Below are 14,369 nucleotides of genomic sequence, written 5' to 3'. Positions count from 1 at the left end.
CGTGTGTGTAATAAACTACGCCAAATATCTAATAATATTTTAATTATTAGGAATTTAATTTATTAAATGGAAGTTTTGCGAAATTATTTTACATACTAAATACCTACAATGCAGTGTACATATCAGCCCGCCTTTCAAGCTTCTTGAACACTCAATTGAATTCCGGTATGTTCCCAGGAAATCTCAAGAAGTAGGTTTTGGTCCCTAACAAAGCCATAATGCAAAGGATCTACTTTTTCTTCAAAATTCCGTACGGGAACCTTGATTTGGTAAAGGTCTCTGTGGGGTTCATAATCTGTCCCATACTGCCCCGTTTCTCCATTCAAAATCACTATCCAATTCTCCTGGCTAGGTTTAACCCAAAGAGAATATCTTCCTGCCTTGATCTTTTTTCCTTCTACTATAGCATCTTTTGAAAAATGGATTTCCGTCACATCTCCTGAACCTGCTCTCCATACGATGTCATATGGAACCCTATATCCAAATATCTTATCCCCTCCGGAATGAACAGGATTATACCTTAATTGAACCTTCAATTTCCCCACTTCCGCTTCCAGTTCTTCTGTATCATTATGCAAATAGAACTTAAGGCCAAAGGTTCCCAGTCCCAGGAGGATAAATATCCAGAAAAGAGTATTAAATATTTTGTTCATATTGAAATAAACCTGACTCTTGCAGGACCCTTAAAGAAGTGATTTTCTTTCTCAATTGTGCGACATATTCGCTGGAATTCGTCCTATCTACTACGACCTGCACCCCGTAAGGCAACTCATCTACGGGGCAGGAGTTATGAGAAATAATGACGAAATTAACACCTTCCCAATCAATTTCCTGCTTTTTTTTCATCCATACTATAGTTCCAAATGGAGAATCCACCCGAAAATTGCCTTCAACTCCATATTTTATGCATCTTTCTATGCCTTCTTTTTTCTCATTTATTTCCAAACATTCATCCACAACTAGCAAATCTCTCCCCTGTATTAAACTCAATCCACCTTCATATATCAACAATTTCCCCCTATTGCTTTCAAGATAATTTTGAACCAAAAGCTCTGAGAATAGAAGGAAAACACCCCCCGTCAAACCCCAGAGCCCCAAACTTGTCCTCCTCTTCCAAAAGTGTATCACAGAGAATAAGATCAAAAAGAGCACAAGCACTGTAAACATGGAAATATAAATGTCCTTACTAACTGCTCCGGGTAATCCAGCGAAGAATTCCACTACTCTATTCAAAATGATTAAGAGGAATTTAAATATGAATCCCACCCACTCAAACATCCAGTTTATGGGATAAATTAAAAGTAGGAGCAAACCTATAGGCAGTAGAGGGGCACAAACAAGATTGACAGCTGTATTTGCCAAAAGAAAATAATTCGGAAACTGATGAAAATAATACAAACTCAATGGCAAGGTAAACAGAGTGGCAGAGATGGAAACACTGGCACCTTCCCACAAAGATCTCAGAACCCTATTCCCTATTCGTATAGATTTATGCAGAATGGGATGAAAACTTAAGATCCCCCATACAGCCAAATAAGATAATTGGAACCCCACATCATACAACCAGTTAGGATTCCATAGCAATAGAACTACTGCCGACAAGAATAAGGTATTTAGCGAACTTCCCGATCTTTGAAGCCTCTCTCCCACAAGAAACAAACTAAACATCACCACACTCCTACAAACACTGGCACTCAATCCGGTGAAAAATGCATAAGCCCAGAGAGAGCAAAGAACAAGACTTAAGAATAAGAAGCTTCTTTTAGGCACCAATCTTGAGAAGAGAACCTGTAATACCCAAAACAAGATAGCCACATGCATTCCGGAAACAGCCAATGCATGAATAGTACCGGTATCACTATAATTTTGCTGAGTCTCTTTATCCAGATGCACTCGGATACCACCCACCATGGCCTCCGCCACCCCTAATTCAGGAGTATCTCCCAATAGCTCTCTATAAACCCTTTGAGTATAATTTTGAGCCCTTTCAGCAAAGCTCAAATGAGAAGTTTGACCGTATAATTCATAATCTCCCGAGCTTAAATATTTTCTATAGTAAATTCCTTGTCGCTCTAGATATCGCTTATAATCAAATCCATCAAAAGGTCTTTTTCGAGGCAATGTATCTAACCCATCTTTAATCAAAACTAGCTCCCCTTGCTTCCTCAAGGAATCTCCTTTAAAGTAAAGCATAGCTTTACCCTCTTTGGGTAACCATTTCCCCTGCTCATTAACCGCATAAATTTCTGACAAAGCCCTATAGTGTTTGCCCCGCAGTTGAGGTTCTTCCTTGAGCTCTAATAATAATACTTGATGATGAACAGGCACATGGAGGTTTTCCCAATAGGAGACCGTCATGCCTAGGAATAAGAATACAAGAGGTTTGTTAATAAAAAGAAGCACACCTAAAACTGCCCATCCGCCGAGGGGGTCACCTATTGAGATGCCTCCTGCTAAAAGCAGGAGATATCTCGCAGCAGGCAGGTGCATTCTAGTACGATTCTTTCTCGTTTGGAAAATCTCCGGCTTTTACATCTTTCATGTAATTGACAAAAGCCGTATTCATCACTTCAGCTAAATCCGCATAGCGGCGGAGAAAACGAGGAGAAAAGTCTTTGTTTATACCTAACATATCGTGAATCACAAGAATTTGGCCGTCACAACCGTTCCCTGCACCAATACCTATGGTTGGGATCTCCAATTCCTTGCTGACCTCAGTGGCTAAACGAGCGGGAATCTTCTCCAATACCACTCCAAAACAACCTAAGTCTTCTAATAACTTCGCATTTGAACGCAATAATCTGGCCTCTTCCTCTTCTTTCGCCCTCACCGTATAGGTTCCAAACTTGTAAATACTTTGAGGAGTTAATCCCAAATGACCCATAACAGGAATTCCTGCACTTAATACCCTTTTAATACAGTCCTCAATCTCTACTCCCCCTTCCATCTTCACGGCATGTGCCGCAGATTCCTTCATGATACGAACTGCCGTTCTCAAGGCTTCAGAAGAATTACCTTGATAGGAACCGAAAGGTAAATCCACTACCACCAAAGCCCGTTTAACCGCTCTAACCACACTTTGAGCATGGTAAATCATCTGATCAACCGTAATAGGTAAAGTAGTTTCGTGTCCTGCCATCACATTAGATGCAGAGTCTCCTACCAATATCACTTCTATCCCGGCTCCATCCACTAACTTGGCCATGGAGTAATCATAAGAAGTGAGACAAGCGATCTTCTCTCCCTTCTGCTTAAACTCTCTTAGGGTATTTGTAGTGATTCTCTTTATTTCCATTTTATTATCATTTAGGTCCTAACCAAAGCTCCGGATTTAACTTAGTGAAATTATGCCATACCTGGAAATTGATCTCTGGCACCCCGTCTTTCTCTGCCACGGTACCTATGATTTCTCTTCCACTAACCTTTTGGTTAACTTTCACTGCTACACTAGCTAAGTTAGCATACACGGTATAATAATCTCCATGCTGCACCGCCACTACATAATTCAGACCCGGAATCTGAGATATGTCCAAGACTACCCCTTCAAACACTGCTCTTACCTCCGCACCAGCAGAAGTCCTGATATCTATTCCGTGATTATCTACTTTAATACCCTTTAATACGGCATGATCTCTCACCCCGAATCTACTGGAGATAAATCCATTTGCAGGCCAAGACAATCTATTTTTTGCAGCACTAAACTTTCCAGAAGCTATTGTAGCCACCTCCGTACGTGTAGGAGCACTCACCACAGGCTCAGGATTAGGTTTCGGAGCCTCCTTAACCGGAGCTTCATTTGTTTTTGTACTCGGGGCATCTTTAGCCTTATTTCTTTCTGCTACGCGTCTAGCCTCCTCTAACCTTGCAGCCTCCTCTGCTCTCTTACGCTCCGCAGCCTTTTTCGCTTCTTCTTCCGCCTTTCGAGCTGCCCTCTCCTTCGCAATAGCTACAGAGATCACCGAGTTCAATTGACGCAAGGCATCTTGCTGTTTCTTCAACTCAACCTTTAACTGCTTTTCCTTAGAAGTCAACTCTTTAACAATTTCCTCTTGTTTTGACTTCAAATTATCGAGACCCTTTTTATCTTCCGTGACCTCTTTGATCACCTGTTCTTGCCTTAATTTCCCCTGAGCTAACTCTGCCTGACGTTTCTTCAAATCAGCTGTCAGAGACTTCATCTTCTCAAACTTCTTTTTTCTATTCTCCGAATACTGCTGTAGGTACTTATACCTCATGAATAATTCTGTCAAAGAAGTAGAGGAAAAAAGGAAACCTAGCTTAGTCAATTTCCCACTATTTTTTGCTTCTTGCACTAAGATCTCAGCATACTCCTTCTGCAGGACTTCTAATTCTTTCCTCAAAGTATCTTGCTGAGCCAGGTTTATCTCCATTTCCTTACTAATCAAATGGAAATCCTGTTGAGCTAAGGAGATCTTCTTTTCCTGATTCTCAATCTGCCTCTGTAAAGCTTTGGCTTGACTTAATGAAGTCTGCTTCTCTTTTTGCGTGGCTCCTAAAACCTTCTTTACTTCTTCAATTCTTTTTAGGTTCTCTTTCTTCTCTGCCTCAAGTGCCGCCCTACTTTTCTGGGTTTGACCCATGGCAGCCATTGAGCAAGCTAAAACCAATAGTAAAATTCTTTTTATCATAATCCTGGAAAGCGTTCAATTTTATACGAGGAAGGAATGGAAAAAGAAAAACTTAGTCCACTATCCATCACTTCTATTCTGCTATGGCTAAATTCCAATTTCATTTCTGATTTCCCTTTCCATATCAGGCTAATCAAAGAAGGTAAAAGTTGGTCCTTTTCTTGAACAAACTTCTGGTAATTCAGCTCTAATTCTCCTCCTGTATCCTTGCCATTAATCTTAAAGGGCTTAAAAACCGTAGGATCTACTTTAGTTATAAATTTTCTTCCAAACCTTTCCTGAATGATATTCCAAGCCTCAACTTTATCCGTCTCCTCTAAGTCGAACGGCAAATCACCCACTAAAAGGGATTGCAATAATTGGAAATTCAAATCTAAACCTGAGGCTCCGTTTACATCTAACCAGGTTCCTACATATGCCCTTCTGTTAAATCGATCTATTACTTGAATAGAATCAGGTGTGATCTTTAATCTGCCAATTTCTAGTCCTATACTGACCGTAGCCCAGATGATTTCATCTTTTTGTAGATGTATAGTAACAGGAATACGTCTTGACATAGATGGAGATTCAATATCTGCATCTGTCTTGAAACGGATCTGCTTAAATTCAGGCCGACTGACTTTAAAAGCAGTATTCAATGCCAATGAATCTGCCTTTCCTAGCTCCACTCCCTTCTTCTGCAACCTCCCGGACCTACAGGAACTTAACATGGCCAAGGCCAAAAACAGACCTAAAATGAATTTGCTCATTGGATAGATTTGATTTTTTCTTGCAAAACCTTATTTGCTTTATTCCTTTTTAGACCCTCTTCCCAAACGGATTTTGCATCTGATGCTAGTCCCTTTCTATGCAATATATCCCCTTTTACTATAAAATAATCTACTGGTGCTATTTCCTCTTTTATAAAAGACAGAGTCTTTTCCGCCTCTTCTAACTTATTTGAATCCATCAAACTTTCTGCTAATAGCACCTTAAACAATGGAGCTGAAGGATAGTTAGCACTTAGAGTTCCTGCTATGGCTACCCTGTTTTCAGTCCCTCCAGTTTTTAAATATAAAAATTGACTAAATGGATCTGATGGAACCTTAGACCAAACTACTTTCTTCTTTTCAGCCCATTGCAATCCTATACTTGCGGCTTCTTTCAAGGAGGAATCCCACTGTTGCGCCTCTTCAAAAGACATACTTGCATCTTCTCCTAGCATGATTTGCGCAAGCCCTAAATAAAGCCAAACTTGCCCTTGGCTCGGAAAATAGATGCTGGCTTGATCTGCACTTTTTTCTAATGCTTGCCAGTCGCCAAGCCCAAAATTTGTCTCTAATAACGCCTTCCAAACTTCAAATTGAGACTTGTCCTTTTGAACAGCCTTCTCATAATAATCTCTGGCTTTTGGGAGATCTCCCGACTTATAATTATAATCTCCGGCAATAAGATATGCTCTGCCTTGCTCCGGGGTTTCTTTAATCAATTGTTCTGCAGCTTTGCCTGCCTTTTCTCCGGACCATTGCGCCACTATCCTAGTCAAATGCACTTTTGCATCATAAGATAATCCCGTTTCAGTCAATGCTTTTTCCAATAAACCTTCAACCTCTTCCTTTCTTCCTTCTTTTGAATATAAATCCCCCAGTAATATATATGATTCAGGAAGAGAAGCACTCAAGGAACCGGACAGGGTCTTAATCGCCTCTTTCGTTTTTTGATTTTGAATAAGCAATTTTGCCTGATCTAATGCAAAGGCTGGATCCTGCACCTTGCTACCTTCCTGAAGTGCTGCCTCTACTTTATTATCTTTCATGAGGATGATCTGCTTCGCCTTTATTATACGCTCAGAACTTCCCCATTTTTTCTCAGCTAAACCTATAATCTTTAGAGCTTGGGCGTAATTCCCGCTAGCCGACTGATACTCTAGCCATTCCAGATAAGGTTCTTCATCATCAGGCCTTAGCTCTATCCATTTTTCATAAACCTTATCCACCTGTTTATGGTTCTGCTTTAAGACCTCAGCATAATGTTTCAAGTAAAAAACATTTTGGGGATCAATGCGAACAGCTTCTGAAGCACTAAATTCTGCTTTAGCCAACTGACCTAAAGCTAGCTCTGATCTGGACTTCATGAAAAATCCCGCCCCAGAATTAGGATCAATAACTACGAAAGAATTGAATTGCTGTAAAGCTTTGGAATAATCTTGAAGGACAAAATACATTAGGCCCTCCGTATATGCACCCGAATTCTCGCTGGCAGGAGTCTGAGCTTTTGCCCCCCAAATGAAGATCATGAAAAATGCCAGAAATCGCATGGTGATTCTTTTTAAAAAAACGTAAATTTCACTATTTTCTTGCGAATGCGCAAATACACTGATTTACTGCGCCTTCTCTACCTCCCTTAATCCTCCGGAACTAAGCACTGCATTTCTATTGTTATATATTAATAGGCAAGCATTTAACTTCCCACTTTTTAATAATTTTGATCTTTCGAAAAATCAAGCTAATCCGCGTACTCCAACTGAAAACTGCAACATCCTTAGAGGTAGATGACCAATACCTTTCTGAGTTCAAAGATTATGAATTTTTCTTATAAGTAGGCTGATTTTGAATAGGAATAACTTTTTCATGATATAAAAAAAGCTCTCCGTAATGGAGAGCTTTTTTCTTATTTCTTAGTCACCCGAACTGCTATCCGCCTGTCCTGTTCCCTACCCTCTTCGGTAGAGTTATCTGCAATAGGGTGCAAAGGTCCATAGCCTTCCGATTCTAATCGGGAAGCCTCTATTCCTCTATCTACTAGTGCAGCTAGGACATTGGCTGCACGCTCCGCTGAAAGTTTAGTGTTAATCTCATCAGACCCGGTATTATCCGTATATCCGCCAATCTTAATATTTACATCAGGGTAAGCCTTCAATATCTCCGCAATATTGTCCACTTCCTTCTGTGAACTAGCATCAATTAGGGCAGAGCCTTGTTCAAAAGTAAGTTTTCTAAAGTTAAACCATGTCTCTTTATCAACAGCCTTAGAATTGTCCTCTATGAAATTAATTAATTCGTTCTCAATCGAAGTTTCAGTATAAGACAATTTCACCCCTCCAGGTAGAGTCTTTTCAATATCTGGAGAACTAATAGTAGGTTGCTCTACAACTAATGTCTCTTCCTCAGGTGCGGAGGAACATTGCTTCCAGAAATAAATACCACCCAATAGGATAAGTGCTAAAATCAACCAAGGCATCCAGGAATTTGATTCCGTTTCTACTTCTTCCTTAGCAGTGGAGTAGGTTTCTCTCACAGGTGAAGAATCTCCTATAAAATCACCCAAGCTATTTACATTGATGATGCCTGCCAATCCCGCAGGTAGAGCTGCCTTCACACTATCCTTTTGCCCCATGAGAAGAGAAACTAATCCTGATAATCCCAAGCCTTCGTTCTTCACCTTTCTACTTAAGATACCCATTATTAATGGCGCAGCTAAGTTTAGCAATGAGGAGGTTCCTTCTCTCATCCCTGAAGCATTAGAAATAGCCTCAGTTACAGCCTTCACTTTGTCTCCAAAAAGGGAACTTAAAATTCCGCTGCCCACAGGAACCAGCCCTGCCGCTTTCCCGCTGTCTAGCGCACCGGCTATGTCGAAAGAGAACTCTTCACTTCTTGAGTCATTCTTTAACAAATTCAGGAGATACCCCGCCCCTTGAGTCGTTGAAGCTTTCTGCATAAATCCGGCTATTAGGGTAGGTAGAGCTGCGGATAGACCGGCGGTAACATCTACCGGGTCTTGATCGAGATAGTCACTGATTCTAGTTATAGCAGTGGTGTTCAGTTGGTCTTTTGCAAATTGTAGTAAATCCATGTTGTGATTGGGATAAATGTTGAATGAATTAATGTGGTTAGGTAAATATAAGTTACTTTTTTCAATGTACAAGCCTTATTATAAATATTTTAAGTACATTTTAATTTATATTTAGCCAAAATTAATGAATAAAAAAAGGGCTCTTCAGCCCTCAATTCATTTCATCAGCGTGACTTTTTAGATTATGTTCATCATCATACATCCCGTCTAATTCATCTAATTGGGTTCCTGCCCACAAAGCTATTCCGGATAAATAGGATACCCTACCAATCATATGCGCCGCAACCGGACTAGTGAGAAGCAAAAAGAATCCAATGGCAATGGCTTTGGTTGTCACAAAAACCTCCGGAAAAACCATTGCCGCAGACATTAATAAAAGCCCCACTCCTAAGGTGGACGCTTTCACGGTTACAGATAATCGTAAAAAGAAATCCGGCATCCTTAAAATACCTATGGAGGCAAAAAGGATGGATAAGGCACCTATAGTAGTGAGGAAGATGAGTACTATTTCTTTCATGTTTTCTTTTCTAAATAATAGGAGAAGGCTACAGTACCTAAGAAGGCTATAAGAGCCAAGATCATGGCTACATCCATGAATAGTTCTTTCCCACTCCTGATACTAAATACGGTAATAAAACCTATACCTATGGTGATAATTAAATCCAAAGCTATTACCCTGTCCACTACCCTCGGTCCTCGAATAAGACGTATAAAGGTAATGATCATAGATACCGATAAAATGGGTATGATTACGTAGTCCAAATAATTGATTAATGTCATCTTAATATTTCTAGTAATCGTTTTTCAATCCCGTTCTTTGTTTGCTTGATAAAGCTGCTTTTATCCTTTAAATACATTACATGTATATATAAAGTCTTCTTGTCTTCACTTATATCCAAAATCAAGGTACCCGGAGTCAAAGAGATGACTGTAGAGAGCAAATTAATCTCCAAGTCCGTCCTGGCACTCATAGGATATTTTACTATGCCCGGTTTAAAGAAGTACTTGGGTGTAATAACATCATACGCCACCTGAATATTCGCCTTGATCAATTCATAAACAAAGTAAAACAATAAGTAAATGGTCTTTGGAACCCTTGTAAAATAACGCTGATCCTCCTCTGTTCTGTTCATTACCCACAGAATAGCAAACCCTATCATGAAGCCAAATAGGAAGTTGGAGTAATACAAGGTACCCGTCAGTGCCACCCAAATAAAGGACAGCAAAAGGTTCATCAAAAATTGTTTAACCATATCCTTATCCTAAAACCGCCCGTATGTACGGTGCAGTATTTATCATTTCATCCGTAATCCTATCTACCACCTCAATAATAAACTGCGCGTCCAGTCCTATTAGTACGCTACAGATACACAACATTACCACAGGAGAAACCAACAATAATTTTTTAGTTGGAGACATCGCCTTAAAGGTATCTTGAATTCGCTCATCAGCACTTGCCTCTTTCCAAAATACCTCAGACCACATTCGGGCAATTACAAATAAGGTAATGAAACTACCTATGATGATGGCTCCGGATAATACATAACTTTTTGTATCAAAGCCGGCTTCCAACAAATAGATCTTTGGCCAAAAACCAGACAGTGGAGGAATACCTACCAAAGAGAATAAAACCAATGCTATGACCAAAGAGATCTTTGGATACTCCCTATAAATACCTCCAAGCAATTTGATATTCATACTTCCTCTTAACAAACGGATCAAGCCTGCAATCAAGAACATATTTGTCTTCACCAAAATATCATGGAAGAGATAGAATACTGCTCCCATCATCGCCACTTTTGTATACATACCCAGCCCTCCTACCATAAATCCTATATGACATACGATCAAAGAAGAGAAAAACCTCCTTATATTATCTTTGATCAATGCCCCAAACATCCCGGTGACTATGGTGAATATAGCCAAAACTATCAGTAAGTTTTTCAGATCATCGTCAGGTGTAAAGATCAAAGTAAACACCCTGAACATAGCGTAGATACCTACCTTCGTCAATAAACCTCCAAAGGTGGCGGCAACAGCTGAAGGTGGAGTATGGTAAGATGAAGGCAACCAGAAATAAAGAGGAAACACCGCAGATTTTATTCCAAAACCTAGAAGAAAGAAGATGGAACAGAGATGTACCAAAGACTGATTTTGTACCCTAGGCATACGCAAAGCCAAGTCAGCCATATTCAATGACCCCGTAATTCCGTACATAATACCTATACCCGTAAGGAAGAATGTAGATGCTAAAATATTCAGGGCCATATACTTAACAGCTCCTTCTAATTGCGCTTTTCTTCCTCCTAGCGTCATTAATACGAAAGAAGAGATGATAATTACCTCAAACCAAACGTATAGATTAAAGATATCACCGGTCAAAAAAGCCCCGTTCAATCCCATGACTAGGAAATGAAAAATGGGGAAGTAACCGTATAACATCCGAGCACGGTTTATACCCGCCGCAGAGAATACTGACACCGCTAATGAAGCCAAGGCAGTAATCAAGACCAAGGAACTGCTAAACAAATCTGCCACAAAGACGATACCGAAAGGCGCCCGCCAGTTGGCCGCATTCATAATCAAAATTCCACTATGATAAACCTTGTAGAAGAGCGCAATAGCAGATAATAATCCCAAGAAAGCAGCAGTCACACTTATGTATCTTTGGGCTTTGGTCTTCCTCCAAAACGCCAATTGTAGCACTGCAGCTAGCAAATGGATAATAATGGTTCCTATAATAGTATTATCTGTCATATATCTTCTTCTTCCGGAGTATTAAGGTCATCAAGATCATCAGAATCCACTAAGACATATACCCTTTTTAATAACACAATTGCAAATGCCGTAAGACCAAAGCTGATCACAATGGCCGTCAAAATCAATGCTTGCGGAATAGGGTCAGCATAAATATCATTGAATACCTTTAAACCGGGTGCTATTACCGGCGGTTTCCCGGCCGTCAAGTTTCCCAATAGAAAGATCAAAATATTCGTAGCATTGCCTAAAAGCAGTATACCCAAAAGTAATTTAACCATGCTCCTCCTTAGCATCATATACATGCCGGAAGCATATAAAATCCCAATAGTTAAAACTAACAATAGCTCCATGTTATTCAGAGAAAAGAGAAATGGTGAATAAAATGGTTAATACTACTCCCACTACTAATAGATATACGCCCATATCAAAAAGCAAAGTAGTACCTACACTACCAAAAACGGGAACTTGAGTAGGCACCCATAAGGAAGTCATCACCGGCTTACCAAAGAACAATGGCAGTAGCATGCTGACGGTAGACATCCCTAAACCTATAGGAATAAGCGACAAAGGCTTATATCTGATAATCTTCATGGTATTCTCTACACCATGAGCAAAACTATGGAGTACAAAGGCTATGGATGCTACTAAACCACCCACAAATCCGCCACCCGGAGAATAATGCCCCCTGATCAAAAGGAAAAAGGAAAATAGTAATAAGATAGGCAGCAAATATTGCGAAGCCGTCTGTAATATGGTACTTCTCATTCTTTTTCAGAGGATTTAAGTCTAAGTTTCAACAAACTGTATACCCCTATGGACGCTACACTTAACACCACAATCTCAAACATGGTATCAAAACCACGGAAGTCCACAAGGATTACATTCACTACATTTCTTCCTTTACCCAAGGTATAGGCGTACTTTGCATAAAAATCAGAAATATTATATCTGGCAGGTTCTACCAATACTCTAAGACAAATAATAGACAACAACATTCCGAACACCACTGAAATAATGGCATCTCGCAACATTACCTTTCGAGAACGGAACTTCAGGAAAGGTGGTAAACGATATAATACCAAAACAAACAATACCACAGTCAAGGTATCAATGGTAAACTGAGTCATAGCTAAATCAGGAGCACTATACACCACAAAAAGCACACATATAGCATATCCGATTACACTCAAACACACCACCGCGGTTAATCTGGAACTCGTCTTCAATGTCTTATATAATGCACCCAATAGAACAGCTATGATGGCCACATCATATACATGAATAGAAGAAAACTTACTAAAGTCTATGGTGAAAGGGCCACCCCTATATATCTCATAAATGAGTAAGGCCTCCGCAAAGAGGATCATTTTAATGATATAGGACCGTAAATATCCATCATGAAAATAATCCGTATAGGCCGTAGCGAAACGCTTGAAATATACAAACATCCTGCCCATGACCACGCCCGGGCGTAAAGACTCCAAGAAACTCACTAAAGGAGTGGATTTTAACCTAGCCGGATTAAGCAAGAAAAGTATGACGCCAATGCCCAGAGTAGCCAAACTTAATATAACGATAGTATTAAAGCCATGCCATACCTTTAGTTCTACCGCTACGTATTTTTGCAAAATGCCTTTAACCGCAGGCTCAGCCAAATTAGCTCCTGCCCACTCTGGATTCCATCCAAATAGAACACAAAGCAAGGCCAATAATAATGGAGGAACCCACATCAGAGGAGAAGGCATATGTACACCTCTCAACTCTTCCCTCACTCTTCCCATAAATGGTTTAAATCCGGCCAAAAGTCCCGCACCTACTAAACCCACGTTCGTAAGGATGGCTAGACCCGTCAAATACCATCCCCATTTTGATTCTAAATGAAGTGTAGTTTCATAGATCAAATCCTTTCCAATAAATCCAAACGTAAAAGGCAAACCGGCACTGGAAAGACCCGCTAAACCACCTGCTAATGCTACCGGTCCAAGGACTTTACCTAGGCCAGACAACTTCGTAATATCGCGTGTACCCGTTTCATGGTCGATTATCCCCGTCACCAAGAATAAGGGAGCCTTATATAAGGCATGTACCAAAATGAAAACACATGCTGCAATTATGGCGTGAGAAGTTCCTATACCTAATAAGAAGGTCAATATACCTAAGGCGGAGATAGTAGAATATGCCAAAATACCTTTAAGATCCCTTTTGGTCAAAGACAAAATGGAAGCATAAAGCATAGTAAAACCTCCAACTATCATCAAAGTCCATTTCCACATTTCAGTCCCACCTAAGACAGGAGTAAAACGGGCCATGATAAAAATCCCAGCCTTTACCATAGTGGCCGAATGCAGATAAGCAGACACCGGCGTAGGAGCTTTCATAGCTCCTGGCAACCAAAAATGAAAGGGGTATTGGGCTGATTTGGTAAAAGCACCAAACAAAAATAGAGCTAAAATGTAGGGATAGAATTTACTCCCTTTGATAGCACTTGCATGATTTAAGATTTCACCAAAACTAAATGATCCTGCAATGGCCCCCATCCAAACTAAGCCGGCCATCAAAATCAAACCTCCCAGTCCCGTTATAGACAAGGCGGTCAATGCGCTCCTTCTTGAATCTTCTTGCTCATTATTAAACCCGATCAAAAAGAAAGAGCTAATACTGGTTAACTCCCAGAAGATGAAAAGAAGTAGAACATTATTCGAAAGCACTAGTCCGAGCATCGCGGACATGAATAATAATAAGTAACCAAAGAACTTGTCCAGGTAACGATGCCCTTTCAAGTAAGAAGAAGCATAGATAAAAACTAGAGTACCTATACCCGAAATCAAAAGAACAAATAACAGGGAGAGACCGTCTAAACGAAAGCCCAAATTAACCCCTAATGCAGGCACCCAGTTTTTGCTCTCAAATAATACTTGGCCGCTACTAATAGCAGGCAACTTTTGGATAAAATACAGGAATATCACTCCCGGAACCAAAGCCAGAAGTAAACTTTTCCTATCTCTGAAAAAATGCCCAAACGGTACAAGAAGGCAGGCTACAAATAATCCAAGGAGTACAGATATTAGCATAAGCACTAAAATAGGGCATTTTTAGCTTTTATCCTATTTTGTGTAGAGACTTATA

Annotated in this window: 14 protein-coding genes; all 14 read right to left on the bottom strand. The window is 40.1% G+C overall.

Annotated elements, in window-relative coordinates:
* Window positions 1-134: 134 nt before the first annotated feature.
* Complete coding sequence (locus tag LBYS_RS14925; protein ID WP_013409681.1) at window positions 135-653, bottom strand: DUF2911 domain-containing protein; 519 nt, start codon at window positions 651-653, stop codon at window positions 135-137.
* Window positions 637-2,490 carry a ComEC/Rec2 family competence protein gene (locus tag LBYS_RS14920; protein ID WP_013409680.1) on the bottom strand — a complete coding sequence of 618 codons (1,854 nt, stop codon included), beginning with the start codon at window positions 2,488-2,490 and terminating at the stop codon, window positions 637-639. The genes LBYS_RS14925 and LBYS_RS14920 overlap by 17 nt, the downstream gene beginning before the upstream one ends.
* 1 nt (window position 2,491) lies before the next feature.
* A complete protein-coding gene (gene panB, locus LBYS_RS14915) occupies window positions 2,492-3,295 on the bottom strand; it encodes a 3-methyl-2-oxobutanoate hydroxymethyltransferase (protein ID WP_013409679.1) in 804 nt (267 codons plus the stop codon).
* A gap of 7 nt (window positions 3,296-3,302) precedes the next feature.
* Window positions 3,303-4,649 (bottom strand): murein hydrolase activator EnvC family protein, encoded by a 1,347-nt coding sequence (locus tag LBYS_RS14910; RefSeq protein WP_013409678.1) that lies wholly within the window; start codon window positions 4,647-4,649, stop codon window positions 3,303-3,305.
* On the bottom strand, window positions 4,646-5,398 hold the full coding sequence (lolB1, locus tag LBYS_RS18450) for a lipoprotein insertase outer membrane protein LolB1 (RefSeq protein WP_013409677.1): 753 nt from the start codon (window positions 5,396-5,398) through the stop codon (window positions 4,646-4,648). The genes LBYS_RS14910 and lolB1 overlap by 4 nt, the downstream gene beginning before the upstream one ends.
* Window positions 5,395-6,945 carry a tetratricopeptide repeat protein gene (locus tag LBYS_RS14900; RefSeq protein ID WP_013409676.1) on the bottom strand — a complete coding sequence of 517 codons (1,551 nt, stop codon included), beginning with the start codon at window positions 6,943-6,945 and terminating at the stop codon, window positions 5,395-5,397. Before LBYS_RS14900 ends, lolB1 begins: the two co-directional genes overlap by 4 nt.
* 353 nt (window positions 6,946-7,298) lie before the next feature.
* Window positions 7,299-8,483, bottom strand: coding sequence for an OmpA family protein (locus tag LBYS_RS18445; protein WP_049781387.1), 1,185 nt, complete (start codon window positions 8,481-8,483; stop codon window positions 7,299-7,301).
* A 151-nt stretch (window positions 8,484-8,634) separates the two neighbouring features.
* Window positions 8,635-9,000 (bottom strand): monovalent cation/H(+) antiporter subunit G, encoded by a 366-nt coding sequence (gene mnhG / locus LBYS_RS14890; protein ID WP_013409674.1) that lies wholly within the window; start codon window positions 8,998-9,000, stop codon window positions 8,635-8,637.
* Window positions 8,997-9,263: a monovalent cation/H+ antiporter complex subunit F gene (locus tag LBYS_RS14885; protein ID WP_013409673.1), complete on the bottom strand. Its 267-nt coding sequence runs from the start codon at window positions 9,261-9,263 to the stop codon at window positions 8,997-8,999. The genes mnhG and LBYS_RS14885 overlap by 4 nt, the downstream gene beginning before the upstream one ends.
* Window positions 9,260-9,718 carry a Na+/H+ antiporter subunit E gene (locus LBYS_RS14880; RefSeq protein WP_229310428.1) on the bottom strand — a complete coding sequence of 153 codons (459 nt, stop codon included), beginning with the start codon at window positions 9,716-9,718 and terminating at the stop codon, window positions 9,260-9,262. Before LBYS_RS14880 ends, LBYS_RS14885 begins: the two co-directional genes overlap by 4 nt.
* 22 nt (window positions 9,719-9,740) lie before the next feature.
* Entirely contained in the window at window positions 9,741-11,240 is a 1,500-nt protein-coding gene (locus LBYS_RS14875) for a proton-conducting transporter transmembrane domain-containing protein (RefSeq protein WP_013409671.1), read from the bottom strand.
* A complete protein-coding gene (locus LBYS_RS14870; RefSeq protein WP_013409670.1) occupies window positions 11,237-11,593 on the bottom strand; it encodes a Na+/H+ antiporter subunit C in 357 nt (118 codons plus the stop codon). The genes LBYS_RS14875 and LBYS_RS14870 overlap by 4 nt, the downstream gene beginning before the upstream one ends.
* 1 nt (window position 11,594) lies before the next feature.
* Entirely contained in the window at window positions 11,595-12,008 is a 414-nt protein-coding gene (locus LBYS_RS14865; protein ID WP_013409669.1) for a Na+/H+ antiporter subunit B, read from the bottom strand.
* Window positions 12,005-14,314: a hydrogen gas-evolving membrane-bound hydrogenase subunit E gene (mbhE, locus tag LBYS_RS14860; protein ID WP_013409668.1), complete on the bottom strand. Its 2,310-nt coding sequence runs from the start codon at window positions 14,312-14,314 to the stop codon at window positions 12,005-12,007. Before mbhE ends, LBYS_RS14865 begins: the two co-directional genes overlap by 4 nt.
* Between the last annotated feature and the right edge of the window lie 55 nt (window positions 14,315-14,369).

Source organism: Leadbetterella byssophila DSM 17132 (assembly GCF_000166395.1).
GTDB classification, from domain to species: domain Bacteria; phylum Bacteroidota; class Bacteroidia; order Cytophagales; family Spirosomataceae; genus Leadbetterella; species Leadbetterella byssophila.
Note: the sequence above shows the minus strand (reverse complement) of the source record. Positions and strands in the feature narration are given on the sequence as shown.